Here is a 12,844-nt window from a genome sequence, read left to right as displayed (position 1 = left end):
GCACGGCAACATGATCATTTTCCATGTGGGCTGAAATGTCCAGCCTGTGGCTGCCGCGCCACCGGGCTAAAACCAGTCGCGTTTCAATGGATTCAGGATTCCTTGATGGACGGCTTATGATTCATATTGGTCGAAGGAGACCGTATGGGCATTTCCACGCCGGCGGGACTGGCGTGTTTGCCGAAGTTACCTCGGTGGCCCGGCTTGTGGCCAACCTCTCGGCCACGCGAGATGGGTGACCAAAAGCGTTATGTTGTTCCCCGCATTGGGAATGCTAGATTTGCCAGGACGCGGCAGCTTTGCGCCTCATTCGGTCGTCGACGTCGGCTTTACGTCCGCCCGAAAGCAGGCATCCAGAAAACCACGGGCTCGTTTTGGTCGAGGTCCTCACGCTGCCGTTTGCACGGCCGCCCTCAGCAGCATTCCGAAGAGGTCGCGTGGCTCGTCGGGATCGGCGAGCAGGTCGAGCTCCTCATAGAGGCCGGTCGCTCGCAGTTGGTCGCGCACATAGCGCAGGGCCGAAAAATCCTCGATGGCGAAGCCGACTGAATCGAACAGCGTGATCTTCTTGGCTTCGCGGCGGCCTTGGGTCTTGGCGGCGATCACTTGCCAGAGCTCGGTCACCGGGTGGTCGGGATCCAGCTGCTGGATTTCGCCCTCGATGCGTGTCTGCGGCGGAAACTCGACGAAAATGTCGGAACGCAGCAAGATGTCCCTGTGCAGTTCGGTCTTGCCCGGGCAGTCGCCACCGACGGCGTTGATGTGGACGCCGGCGCCGACCATGTTGTCGGTGAGAATGGTGGCGTTCTGCTTGTCGGCGGTAACGGTCGTGATGATCCCGGCGCCTTCAACCGCTTCCTGCCCTGTTTCGCAGATCGTGATGTCGAATCCCATGCCAGCCAGGTTCTTCGCGCATTTCAGCGACGCGGATCTGTCGATGTCGTAGAGCCGGAGCCGATCGACGCCGGTCAGCGCCTTGAACGCGATCGCCTGGAACTCCGACTGTGCGCCATTGCCGATAATGGCCATGGTGCGAGCACCGCTCGGCGCCAGATACTTGGCCGCAACGGCCGATGTCGCGGCGGTGCGCAGCGCGGTCAGGATGGTCATTTCGGTGAGCAGCATCGGGTAGCCGCTGCCGACATCGGCGAGCACGCCGAAGGCGGTGACCGTCTGCAGGCCCTGGCGCATGTTCTTGGGATGGCCGTTGACGTATTTGAAGCCATAGAGGCGCCCATCGCTTGTCGGCATCAGCTCGATGACCCCGTCATGGCTGTGCGAGGCGATGCGAGGCGTCTTGTCGAAAAGATCCCAGCGACGAAAGTCTTCCTCGATGTAGCTGGCGAGCTCGGTCAGGAAGCGCTCGACGCCGATTGCGATCACCAGCTTCATCATGCGATCGACGCTGACGAAGGGGACGATGTTCAGTTTTGCCGCGGTCATGGTCAAAAGCTCCCTGAATGGCTGCGAGTCGGGCGGTCCATGATGCGGCGGCCCATCAGGCTCGCCGTCAGGTCGACCATCAGTGTCGCGGTTCGGCCACGATCGTCCAGAAAGGGGTTCAACTCGACCAGGTCCAGGCTGGAGACGAGCCCGCTGTCGGAAAGCATCTCCATCACCAGATGCGCCTCGCGAAACGTCGCGCCGCCGGGAACCGTGGTGCCGACCGCCGGCGCGATAGAGGGGTCGAGGAAGTCGACGTCGAGACTGACATGCAGCAGCCCGTCCTCATCAGACACGCGCGCCAGGAAGGCGCGCAGCAGCGGCGCGATGCCATGCTCGTCGATGGCGCGCATGTCGTGCACGATCACGCCCGCCTGGTTGAGCGCGCTGCGCTCGGCCGGGTCGACGCTGCGCAGGCCCATGGTGCAGATACGCTTGGGATCGACCGCCGCCGGCAGATCGGGAAAATAGCCGCTGAAACCCGCCTGGCCGCTGGCGTAGGCGAGAGGAACACCGTGCAGATTGCCGCTGGCGGTGGTGTCGAGCGTATGAAAATCGGGATGCGCGTCGAGCCACAGGACGAATAGGGGGCGACCGGCCTCCGAGGCACGGCGGGCGAGGCCCGACACGGTCCCGGCGGAGATCGAATGGTCGCCACCGAGAAAGATCGGCATGGCGTCCTCGCTTGCTGCGTAGGCCGCGGCGGCAATGGCGGATGTCCAGGCCGATATTTCGGGCAGGGCCTTCAGCGCCAGGTTGCCATGCACGACGCGCCTTACCGGAATTGGCTGGACGGCGCCCATATCCTCCACTGCATGGCCGAGGCCGGACAGCATCTCAGCAAGCCCGGCGGTCCTCAGCGCGCTCGGCCCCATTTCGCATCCCATTCGGCCGGCACCGTCCTGCACGGGCGCCCCGACGATTCTGCAACGCATTGTTTCTCCCGCGCTCCAAGTTCTGATGGCCGCGAGGGAACCATGCCGAGCCGGCGATACGAACAGGTAAAATTGGCAATCCGAAAAGCGTAGTTTATCATAATGGCAGCGAAACTGAGCAAAATGGTACCCCATGGATGCACTGGACGAACGGCTCGTGACCTTGCTGCGGCATGACGCCCGGCGTAGCGTATCGGATCTCGCCGTCGATCTCGGCGTCTCGCGCGCCACGGTTCGGGCACGCATGGAGCGGCTGGAACGGTCGGGCGACATTATTGGCTACACGGTGGTGTTGCGCGCCGACGCGGTCGATCAGCGCATCCGCGGCATCATGCTCATCGAGATCGAGGGCCATGCCGCCGACCGCGTGGTCCGGGCACTGGGCGGCTTCCCGGAAGTCTCGACCATCCATACCACCAATGGTCGCTGGGATCTGGTGGTAGAGCTCGGGACGGCATCCCTGACGGATTTCGATGCGGTGCTGCGGCGTATCCGGTTGATTCCCGGCATAACGGGCAGCGAAACGAGCCTGCTCCTGGCCACCCCGCGCACGACGCGGGCACGATTGACCTAGACTGTATTCGACGCCGCCTTTCCCGTGCAGATGGATTTCAGATTGCTTACAAACAAGGAGACGTTCCCAAAGTAGTTAGGATACATTTCAACAAGTTTTTCGACCCTGTCTACCTCGACCAAGGCCGCTTTTGCATCACTGTCCCTTAGTTCGATTTTCTTCTCTATATCTTCCAATTTCCGCGCGCCGGACATAAGAGTTCGGAATGGCTCGACGGTCACATTATGATCATTGCTGTATTGAATAAAGTAGTATCTATATTTTCCAGTCGACTGTGCGAAGTTCTTCGAGGAGAGAGTAATATTCTTTATGTCTTCCAATATGCTCGTCGCCCCTATACGTCTGTCGATATCCCGCAATTCTCGCACTCGGTCATTGTGATCCGGAGCACCGATATGAACGGGGCACTGCTCAATGTGCGCGAATTCCGCCGACATAAGCTGGAAAAGGCGTAGCCAATCTTGTTCGCCCTTTCCGTGCTTCAAATCCTGGCGTCGGAATAGCCCGACAGCCTCAACTGCGGTTGCCCATGAGTGCTGAAGTGTGGTCCGAACTTGCAGTTCGATGCGTCGACCCTCGAAAGCCTCGGTGTCGGCAGCTCTGGGTCGGTACTGGAAAACAATGTGGTGACTTCGATAGCCGTCCGGCTTCGGCTCATCGATATAGTTGAATTCCCGAGGGTGTATCTCATGGGGGAAGTTGTCTCGCATCGATGCGAGAAGCGAGCGGACACTTTTGATGTCGGGCATGATCGCTCGGCAACCGCCGATGTCGTTCATGGTGTCCAAATTGGTGGTGGACTCTCGAAGCTTCCGACGAATCGATGCCATGCGTTTCGGACGCGATGCCATGTCGCCCTTCAGTCGCAGGGCTCTCATGTGGTGACCGACAGAGAACTGGACGCTCCGCATCGGCAGAAAGTGCGAGGCGCGCCAGCTGTTGGCGATCGAGAAGATTTCGAGTGCGTCCACGTACTGGCCGGCAGTGATGTCTGGTCCGAAAAGCATGGGTGTTGCCAGCCGCTCGCCTGCCTTGCGAACGGCATTCATGCTGTATTCAAGGCGCGGGTACTGAGTCATTGGACCATAAAGTCAAGGTAGGGCGCCTCATTCTGGACTGGCGGGACGACCGCAAGCGAATCGGATCTCATGGACCGTATCTTTGAGTACGCGAAAGACGAAAGTAAGCACCTTTGCGCTTGCCTTGAAGGCATCCTATTCTGGAGGAATAGCATCCGCTCGTGGGCATAGAATGTCGGTACTGCCTTTCCTGAGAATTTACGCGCCGCTCAACGCGGTGCTGGCCGCGCCTGGGCTGCTGGCGGTGGCTGCGCTCACGATGCCGAACATGTCGGGACGAAGCAGGCTGGCTCTGACTGCCGTGCTTGCGGTCATTTGGGGCGCCTATCTTCTGCAGATGGCCGAGACGCTGCTCAAGCGCCGGGCGGGAGACCTTCTGGACAGGACGCCGGCAATCGCCATCGATATGCTCGCGGTTTTGGTTCCGCTCGCTGCATTTCTGCTCGACGGCACCCCCGACCGCAGCCTCTACTGTGCTGTCTGGCTGCTGAAGCCGCTGCGCGACTCGACATTCTTCCCGGTACTGGGCAGGGTGCTGGCCAACGAAGCGCGCAACCTGATCGGCGTCACCACGCTCTTCGGCGTCGTTCTGTTCGGTGTCGCGCTCGCCGCCTATGTCATCGAGCGCGACATCCAACCGGAAAAGTTCGGCAGCATCCCCCAGGCAATGTGGTGGGCGGTGGTCACGCTGTCCACCACCGGTTATGGCGACGCCATTCCGCAAAGTTTCGCCGGCCGCGTCCTTGCCGGGGCGGTCATGATGTGTGGCATCGGCGTCTTCGCGCTCTGGGCCGGCATTCTTGCCTCCGGCTTCTATCAAGAAATCCGTCGCGAGGATTTCGTCCGCAATTGGCAATTGGTCGCCGGCGTGCCGTTGTTTCAGAAGCTCGGCCCGGCCGCGCTGGTCGAGATCGTGCGCGCGTTGAGACCTCGTAATTTGCCGGCGGGTGCCGTGATCTGCCGCAGGGGCGAGACCGGGGATCGGATGTTCTTCGTTGTGGAGGGGCGTGTCAGCGTCGCGACGCCACACCCGGTGGAGCTTGGCCCTGGCGCCTTCTTCGGCGAGATGGCGTTGATGAGCGGCGAACCGCGCATGGCGACCGTCAGCGCCGCAACGGCGGTCTCACTCCTGTCGCTGCACGCGGCGGATTTCCAGATGCTGTGCAGCAGCAGCCCGGAAATCGCGGAAATCATCCGCAAGACCGCGCGCGAGCGGCACGGCGCGGCACCGATGGCTTGATCGTGCCACTATTCGTCAGGGGGAGGACGTGATGGCAAGGCTGCCCCTGTCGACAATGGCTGACTGGAACTATGTGGGCGGCTCTATCGGCCACGCGCGGAGGTTCTGGACGGAACGTGGAAGTTCCCAGAGGCGCAGCCGCCGAGCGCTCGGGGGGGCGTCATTCAGACGGCGGACGGCCGAGGCACATCCGCACGCGCCTGATGTCGATGCCGCCCTGGACAAGATGTGAAGCACAGGTGGTGGCGCAGGATGTGGGGACGACCTGATCATCGGCGCCGAGGCCGACTTCCGCCTTGGCATCGTTCCAGGTGGCTCGGAACCATGCCTGGCTAAGCCTGGTGGCGGTTCTTTCGGCTGGCGCCCGGTCGGAGGCAGCTTGATGACTTCCTTCCGCCCGGTCATCGGAATGGTGCGGCTGCGGCCGGATTTGCTGGTCCGGAAACTGAGGCGACGTCGAGGAGGCATCCGATGTCAACCAGCAAGGAAATGTGAACGCGCCGAACATCGGCTTTTCCCCGGATGCGGCGGATCCGCGGCAGTTTCCTGGCAGTTGACGCAAGGCCTTGCCATGATTCCGTCAGCCGATCGCCGGATTCGGCCGGGAATAAGCGGTTGCCGCGGACCCGATGGTTAACGAGAGCTTTCTGAGTGAGGCCAAATCGTGTCATTTGTGCAACAACGCTGGGGGATAGCAGCCGAACAGCCCTTTCGCCGGTACGATCGTTGTTGAACGCCGCCGGCTCATGGGTAATGTCGAATTCGAAGGAGCGGCGCGGTGCGCATCTTTTTCGGTAGTGGGGATGGGGCAGGGAACGCTGTCCTTCAGCAAAGAATACCCAGACCCGTTTTTTAACTTTTGACTGGAGGTCAGAAAATGAACATCAAGAGCCTGCTTCTCGGCTCCGCTGCGGCCCTGATCGCAGTTTCCGGTGCGCGCGCCGCCGACGCCGTCGTCGTCGCCGAGCCGGAACCCGCTGAATACGTCAAGATCTGCGACGTCTACGGCGCTGGCTACTTCTACATCCCCGGCACCGAAACCTGCCTGCGCATCGGCGGCTATATCCGTTACGACATCGGCGTCGGCGACGTGGGTTCGTTCGACGGTGCGACAAGCGCCGATCACGAGGACGGCGGCAGCAACGACACCTTCTACAAGCATGCCCGTTTCTCGCTGAAGACCTGGACCGGCCAGGAAACCGAACTCGGCACCTTGAAGACCTACACCGAGACCCGCTTCAACTTCCAGAACAACAACCGTGATTCGGGCAGGTTCGGACAGCTCAATACAGCTACGAACGGCGACACCGTCTCGCTGAACTTCGCCTGGATCCAGCTCGGTGGTCTCCGCGTAGGTAAGGACGAATCGGCCTTCGATACGTTCATCGGCTACGCCGGCAGCGTCATCCAGGATACGTTGGTTCCCTATGGCGGTTTCGACACCAACGTCGTGCAGTACTACTTCGACGCTGGCAACGGCTTCTCGGCCGTCGTCTCTCTCGAAGAAGGCTCGGGCTTCGACACGATCGACAGCTACGTTCCGCATGTCGTCGGTGGTGTGAAGTGGACGCAGGGCTGGGGCGCGGTCACTGGCGTCATCGCTTACGATAGCAACTATGAAGAAGTCTCCGGCAAGGTTCGCTTGGACGTTAACGCCACCGACCAGATCTCGCTCTTCATCATGGGCGGCTACGGCTCCGATGATAACCTCACCGACGGCACCTGGACGTTCCCGGCTGGCGGTCGCGGCTTCTACAAGCCGTGGAGCGGCAATTGGGCCGTCTGGGGCGGCGGCACCTACAAGTTCAACGAAAAGACCTCGTTCAACCTCCAGGCGTCGTATGACGAAGGCAAGAACATCGGCATCGCCGCGAACGTTGCCTATGACATCGTTCCCGGCCTCACGATCACGGCCGAAGTCGACTACTCGCATCTCGGCGACGACTCCGTGTCGAACTGGACGGGTATTACTCCTGGCAAAGACGACGCAATCGGCGGCATGCTTCGCTTCCAGCGTTCGTTCTAAAAGGCGCTGCCTTATTGAAATCGAAAACCCGGCGGGCAACCGCCGGGTTTTTTCATGTCGTCTGTATGGAACTTCGGACAGCCAATGGCATGGCCGCCCGCCTGCTGCCGCGCTTGCAGACGTGGAAGAACAACCCTCGCAGCGAAAGGAAAGGAGGAAGCCAAACTGCTTGGCAAGCGACGCGCGAAACGGCGGCAGGCCCGTGGCCAGGATACGCTGGCCGGACAGGTGAAGGAACGCGGCGTTCAGCCTGAGGAAAGCCTGTTAGACTGGTCTAACGGCGGAAAGCGTACGCCGGCGGGATTGGGTGCAACCAACTGCGCGCAGCATCAGGCACTACCGGTCAAAACTCAGCAAGATCGCCCAAGGCTTCGATCAACGGCTGAATCTCGCTTTCGTAATTCTTCCAACGCTTGACGGACGACGTATAGATCGGCTGGCGGACCTGCCAATTGCTATAGGTGTTTACGGAGCCGCCTTTGTCAAAAAAGCGCAGGCAGGCATCGTCCCACGGCAATCCGAGATAATCCATGAGCCGGCGCGACTGCTCCTCCTGATTTTCGATCAACGTCTCGTAGCGACTTTCGAAAATACGACCCGGAAAAACATTATCCCAATGCCGCATCAAGCGATCATACTCCCTGTAGTAAAGCCCCAGCGTCTCAAGATCGGCACTGTAGCTGTGGGCTTTATTGAACTGCAGGACGAAACAGGAGATGCAATTGTCGATGGCGTCGCGACGACAATGAATGATACGCGCTTTGGGGAAAAGAAGGCCAATCAGGCCGATCAGCTCGAAATTGTGAGGCATCTTGTCGACAATTCGCAGCGAGTCGGGAGCCCGCTCGCGCAGATAAGCAAGGTGCTCTTCGGCCAAAGTCCTGGTCAGTTCGGGAGTAATCATCGCGATGGATTGGCCGAAGTTCACACTGGAGCGGTCTGCGACACCGAGTCCATTGGCTGTTCGCCTGAGTTTGCTGAGTTCGCCGGCGCCATGAACATTGGGGTGACTGGCACAGATCTGCTCTGTCAATGTCGTGCCCGAACGAGGCATGCCCACGACGAATACAGGCGCCTCCGAGGGATTGCCGTACGCGGCTCTTGAAGCCACCAGTTCCGGCGTGAAGGTTGCGATCATGCCGTCGACCGAGCGGCGGTAAGATTGCAGATCGAATGTATGGCCCCCGGCTTCATTCCCCTTCTTAAAGTGATCCATCGCCTCCTTATAGCGACGGAGGTCGTTGAGAACCTTTCCCGCGGCGTGATGGAGCGCTGCCGCTCCCTCCGGCCCATGGCCCGGGTCTTGAAGCTCCGTCAGGATTGCCCCGAGTTCTGGCGGCTCTTCAGCGAATTTGCGCGTGCGTACGAGCGCGTTGTGGGCAGCCGGTACCGCGATGCGCCGTTCTATTGCCTCTTTCAGATGAACCGCGGCTTCGTCCATACGGCCGAGGCTTGCGAGCGCGCGGGGCAACCCCAACCGGGCTACGGGATGATCTCGGTCGATCCTGAGCGCCTTCTCAAAGAGCGGCAGCGCCATCTCCCCCTTGTCAAACGCATTGTAGGCATCGCCCAAGGCGCAAAGCGCTTCCACCAGATCCGGCTTCAAGTCCAGGGCGTACTGAAAGTGCTTGATCGCCGGCGTAAATTCGCTGACCTTCAAATAGGTCTCGCCGAGGCTAAGATGGTAGTAAGGATTCCGCGGATCCTCTGCCACCGCCCGAGCGAAATACCGCAGTGACTTTTCGTTGTCGAAATCGAGCCCGAGCGTTCCCAGGATATACAGGGCCAGCGGATGGTTGGGCGTGCGAGCCAGGACCCTGAGGCACAGTTCCTCGGCCTCGGACAGACGTTGGGCCTGCTGCAACTCGAGCGCCTGCCGTAAAAGCAAGTCGTCGGCGTGGCTGCGGTCGGGGCCTGCCTTGGACTGCGCTTTGTATGGCGCAGCCTTCGGTGATGCCGCCTTCGGCGAGGGTTGGGTCTTGAGGTGCTTTGCCCACGCGGGCGGCAATCGGTTGCTCATCCTGTCTGGCTAGCAAAAGGGGTTTGGAGAATCCAGCCTCAATAGCCGTTTTGCGCAGAGCGCCGGCGCGGCCCATCGATTTACCATTCTTCTGGATCGACCCTTATCAGTTTCCGTTCCAGTCGGTCCGGTGACGGCGCTCTTGCCTATTCCGTTGCGCCAGCTTTTTTTCTGCGACGAATAGTGTGCGATTGCGCGGCGGCCATTTTTAACGCGGGTGTGATCTCCAACGGCGCATTCTGTGCCTCATGCGGGGTCTGCAGCCCCTCGACGTGAACGGTCGGGAATGGGAGCTCGATGCCCTGCTCCTTGAAGACCTGGCGCAGCCGCACATAGAATTTGCGTTTCATACCGAAGGCGCCTCCCGGTCTGGTCATGGCCTTGACTCTCAATACGATGCCGTACTCACCGAACTCCTGCACGCCTTGCATCTTGATCGGGTCGAGCACCCAGTTTTTGAACTCGGGATCTTCCGCCAGTTCGAGGCCGATCCGCTTGATCAGCTTGCGAGCGAAGTCGATATCGGTGTCATAGCCAACGGTGATGTTGAATTTGTCGATAACCCAGTCACGGCTCTGGTTCTGGACTGCCCCGAGTTCACCGAAAGGTATCGTGAACAGCGGACCGCGATGGTGGCGCAGCTTCACCGAGCGCAGCGAAAAGCTTTCCACGGTACCCTTGTAATTGCCCGAGGAAATATATTCGCCGACACGAAACGCATCATCGAGCAGAAAGAACACGCCCGAAATGATGTCCTTGACGACGGTCTGCGCCCCAAAACCCACCGCAACGCCGACAACGCCAGCGCCGGCGATCAGCGGGCCGATCTGGATACCCAGCGAGGAGAGCATCATCAGCACCGCCATCACGATGATCGATGCGAGCAGAATGTTCTGGAGGATCGGCAACAGCGTGTGCAGTCGCGCCTGCTGCGGATCGAGGATCGGGCCCTCCTCCTCGCTGATCACAGGGTGCGGTACTTCGATGCCCAGCTTTCGTTCGATCAAAGCCTTGATGATCGACCAGCCGAAATCGGCTGCAAGCGCAATGACCACGACATTGATCAAGCCGCGCAATATGAACATCGTCGTCGTATCGCTGCCCTGCATGGATTGCATGTCCAGGCCCCAGACACGCGCGAGAAGGTAAGCCGCCGCCAGGATGAAAATCATCCTGATACCGCGATCGATGACAGCGATCGTCACCGCCGGGATCGTCGGCCGGCCGGCCTCTTCCGAACCCGGCCGCAGCACGAAATTAACCCCGCGCTGCGTCAGCACGATTGCCAAAGGCAGGAAGAATGCGGCCAAGGTAAACCAGAAGATTATGTTAAAGCCGGCAATGCGCTCCAGGAACAGAACGACGAAATAAGCAGTCAATAGCCATGTCGCTCCCGTGTGACCGCTTTGGGGCGCCCCGTCTCGCTTCCTTGGCCGGCGCCAAACGGCAAACAGAAAGAGCAACAGCAGGACGAAATCGGCGCCCAGCGACGGGACCATCATTCCGTCCGGATCGATGCCGAGACCCGGCAAGAGGTGGAACGCGGCGCCGAAGAAGGCGAAGACGCCGACGATCCGGGGTAGCCAATAGGACCAATGGTCAGCCGCTTCGTTGGGGACCGGCAAAGCACGAACCTCGACGGCGCTCTCGACCTTCATGAAGGAAGGGACGAGCGTGGCCATGACGTACATGCGCACACCCCATGTAACGACCGCCGCAATCAGGAATGTCAGTACAATCTCGCGGATGAGCGTCGGCCAGTCGAACAACATGAATGCGCCGGCGCTGCCCAGTGCGAACGAGACGATCAGCAGGCTGGAATAAAGCAGGCGGCCACCAATCTTCTTGGCTCGCCCCATGGGCGTATTCTTCGGTTGCGCGATAATCCAAAGGCGGAATGGGCGGGTCAACTTGTACGTTGCCCAAGTGAGCGCCAGGCCGGCTGCGATGAACAGCGCAATCAGCAGAAATACGCCTGCAGGCCTCTTGCCGGACATATCCTCCATGGTCTTTGCGCGAACGTGCGCGAACTGGCCCGGCAGCAAGGGCAAAGTCTGTACGATTCTTTCGATATGATGCTTGATCCGATCGAGCGTCGAGGATGCCATCGTATTCATCTGGCCTGGTGCGGCCACGGCATCGGACGATGCGTCGGCCGGCGAAGCTCCAGCCTTGGCAGGCGCTTCGGTTGGCCCGGCGTCCTGTTTTCGCTGCTCGACCACCCAGGCCTTCACGGACGGATCGTCGAGAAGCTCGAACAGCTGCTTGACCCTTTCAGGCGGCACGGTCGCCGGCGCCTGCGCCTCTGCCTGACCAGCCAGCAAGAGGGCGATGCCAAAGACGAGCGGCCTGGCAATCAGGACGAACATCGCAGTCAAATCTCCGAGACGTCGCGCCGCGCGTGCCAGATACCAGGCTCCCAATCGTCGAATCATGAGTGGCATCGTGCTGTGACCTTCCGATAGAATCGGCAAGCAACGACATCTATGCCCGCCGTTGCCCCTACCTTGAAGAAACCGATGTTGCTGTGCAAGACGTCACCGTTCCGGGCGAGCGATGCAGCGAAACCCAAGGTGGCAAGTGGATGTATCCACGGGCTGCGCCATGCGAGCGGCCGGTCGGTAACGCCGGCAATATCTCGGAGCGCACAAGAAAGACCCACCCTTGGTGACCTTGCGTGGGATCGTGATATCGGGCGTCAGCGGATCATAGCTCGCCTCGCGCTCACCGCCGCGCGGATTGGTCATCGTGCAGCATGGGCTCTCGATCCGGCGGTGCTCCTGATACCAGTCCGCGGTCCACTGCCAAACGTTGCCGGCCATATCGTGGAGCCCATAGCCGTTTGCCGGAAACGAGCCAACGGGCGCGGTCCATTCGTAGCCGTCCTCGCAGCTATTTCGGTATGGAAATTCACCCTGGTACGTGTTGGCCATATGCTGGCCACCCGGGGTTAGTTCGTCGCCCCATACGAACTCCGAGCCGTTCAGTCCGCCGCGCGCGGCAAACTCCCATTCGGCCTCGGTCGGCAGCGCCTTTCCCGCCCAGTCCGCATAGGCTTGCGCATCCTCGTATGCGATATGGACGACTGGATGGGTTTCAAGGCCCTTGAGGGTGCTGGCCGGGCCGCGCGGATGCCGCCAATTCGCTCCGCGCACGTAGGCCCACCAGTTGTAGTGATTGCTGCGATCGATGCCGCGCGTGGGCCTGACAAACAACGCTGAAGCCGGCGCCAATGACTCGGCGCCCGCCGCAGGATAGTCCGCAGCATTTGCCGGACGCTCGGCCAGCGTAACGTAACCGCTGGCCTCGACAAAGCGCCTGAACTCGTCATTCGTGACGGTCGTGCGATCCATCCAGAAGCCGGCGACCATGACGCGGTGCGCGGGCGCCTCCTCGGGATAGTGGCTGTTCGAGCCCATCAGGAATTCGCCGCCTGGCACCCACACCATATTTGGAAATGGCGGGCTGCGCCCGGGAACGGAGCGTACGGACTCCAGATCCCCTCCAGGTGGCACAGCCGTGGCGAC

General features: G+C 60.6%; 9 protein-coding genes and 1 pseudogene. 3 read left to right on the top strand and 7 right to left on the bottom strand.

Going from position 1 to position 12,844, the window contains the following annotated elements; translation table 11 throughout:
* Positions 1-387 precede the first annotated feature (387 nt).
* Entirely contained in the window at positions 388-1,443 is a 1,056-nt protein-coding gene (locus EN851_RS28690; protein ID WP_135930512.1) for an ornithine cyclodeaminase, read from the bottom strand.
* A gap of 2 nt (positions 1,444-1,445) precedes the next feature.
* Positions 1,446-2,378 (bottom strand): arginase, encoded by a 933-nt coding sequence (rocF, locus tag EN851_RS28685; protein ID WP_135867308.1) that lies wholly within the window; start codon positions 2,376-2,378, stop codon positions 1,446-1,448.
* Positions 2,379-2,511: 133 nt separating this feature from the next.
* Here rocF and EN851_RS28680 point away from each other — a divergent pair, with 133 nt between their 5' ends.
* Positions 2,512-2,952, top strand: coding sequence for an Lrp/AsnC family transcriptional regulator (locus EN851_RS28680; RefSeq protein ID WP_095771477.1), 441 nt, complete (start codon positions 2,512-2,514; stop codon positions 2,950-2,952).
* Here the strand turns inward: EN851_RS28680 and EN851_RS28675 are convergent.
* Positions 2,949-4,001: a RelA/SpoT domain-containing protein gene (locus EN851_RS28675; RefSeq protein WP_189587327.1), complete on the bottom strand. Its 1,053-nt coding sequence runs from the start codon at positions 3,999-4,001 to the stop codon at positions 2,949-2,951. The two genes, EN851_RS28680 and EN851_RS28675, sit on opposite strands and share 4 nt — an antisense overlap.
* A gap of 202 nt (positions 4,002-4,203) precedes the next feature.
* Here EN851_RS28675 and EN851_RS28670 point away from each other — a divergent pair, with 202 nt between their 5' ends.
* Positions 4,204-5,271 (top strand): cyclic nucleotide-gated potassium channel, encoded by a 1,068-nt coding sequence (locus tag EN851_RS28670; protein ID WP_135930510.1) that lies wholly within the window; start codon positions 4,204-4,206, stop codon positions 5,269-5,271.
* Between the two features lie 178 nt (positions 5,272-5,449).
* Here EN851_RS28670 and EN851_RS37400 read toward each other — a convergent pair.
* Positions 5,450-5,771, bottom strand: a pseudogene (locus EN851_RS37400) (site-specific integrase); the annotation flags it as partial.
* A gap of 377 nt (positions 5,772-6,148) precedes the next feature.
* Here EN851_RS37400 and EN851_RS28660 point away from each other — a divergent pair.
* Positions 6,149-7,297, top strand: coding sequence for a porin (locus tag EN851_RS28660; protein WP_135867310.1), 1,149 nt, complete (start codon positions 6,149-6,151; stop codon positions 7,295-7,297).
* 343 nt (positions 7,298-7,640) lie between these two features.
* Here the strand turns inward: EN851_RS28660 and EN851_RS28655 are convergent, their stop codons facing one another.
* The 3 genes from EN851_RS28655 to EN851_RS28645 form a co-directional block, all read right to left on the bottom strand.
* Entirely contained in the window at positions 7,641-9,317 is a 1,677-nt protein-coding gene (locus tag EN851_RS28655; protein WP_135867311.1) for a sulfotransferase, read from the bottom strand.
* A 146-nt stretch (positions 9,318-9,463) separates the two neighbouring features.
* Positions 9,464-11,686: a mechanosensitive ion channel family protein gene (locus tag EN851_RS28650; RefSeq protein ID WP_135930509.1), complete on the bottom strand. Its 2,223-nt coding sequence runs from the start codon at positions 11,684-11,686 to the stop codon at positions 9,464-9,466.
* Between the two features lie 168 nt (positions 11,687-11,854).
* Positions 11,855-12,766, bottom strand: coding sequence for a formylglycine-generating enzyme family protein (locus EN851_RS28645; protein ID WP_135930559.1), 912 nt, complete (start codon positions 12,764-12,766; stop codon positions 11,855-11,857).
* Between the last annotated feature and the right edge of the window lie 78 nt (positions 12,767-12,844).

The sequence above is a fragment of the Mesorhizobium sp. M8A.F.Ca.ET.208.01.1.1 genome (assembly GCF_004791315.1).
In the GTDB taxonomy this organism is placed as follows: Bacteria; Pseudomonadota; Alphaproteobacteria; order Rhizobiales; family Rhizobiaceae; genus Mesorhizobium.
The sequence above is the reverse complement of the archived record's forward strand: the minus strand, read 5'-3'. Positions and strand labels throughout refer to the sequence as shown.

Excerpts from the sequence above, each read along its gene's own strand:
- EN851_RS28670 (WP_135930510.1), top strand. The coding sequence starts at position 4,204 with ATGTCGGTACTGCCTTTCCTGAGAATTTACGCGCCGCTCAACGCGGTG.
- EN851_RS28645 (WP_135930559.1), bottom strand. The coding sequence starts at position 12,766 with ATGGTGTGGGTGCCAGGCGGCGAATTCCTGATGGGCTCGAACAGCCAC.
- EN851_RS28675 (WP_189587327.1), bottom strand. The coding sequence starts at position 4,001 with ATGAATGCCGTTCGCAAGGCAGGCGAGCGGCTGGCAACACCCATGCTT.
- EN851_RS28680 (WP_095771477.1), top strand. The coding sequence starts at position 2,512 with ATGGATGCACTGGACGAACGGCTCGTGACCTTGCTGCGGCATGACGCC.
- EN851_RS28650 (WP_135930509.1), bottom strand. The coding sequence starts at position 11,686 with ATGTTCGTCCTGATTGCCAGGCCGCTCGTCTTTGGCATCGCCCTCTTG.
- EN851_RS28655 (WP_135867311.1), bottom strand. The coding sequence starts at position 9,317 with ATGAGCAACCGATTGCCGCCCGCGTGGGCAAAGCACCTCAAGACCCAA.
- EN851_RS28660 (WP_135867310.1), top strand. The coding sequence starts at position 6,149 with ATGAACATCAAGAGCCTGCTTCTCGGCTCCGCTGCGGCCCTGATCGCA.
- rocF (WP_135867308.1), bottom strand. The coding sequence starts at position 2,378 with ATGCGTTGCAGAATCGTCGGGGCGCCCGTGCAGGACGGTGCCGGCCGA.
- EN851_RS28690 (WP_135930512.1), bottom strand. The coding sequence starts at position 1,443 with ATGACCGCGGCAAAACTGAACATCGTCCCCTTCGTCAGCGTCGATCGC.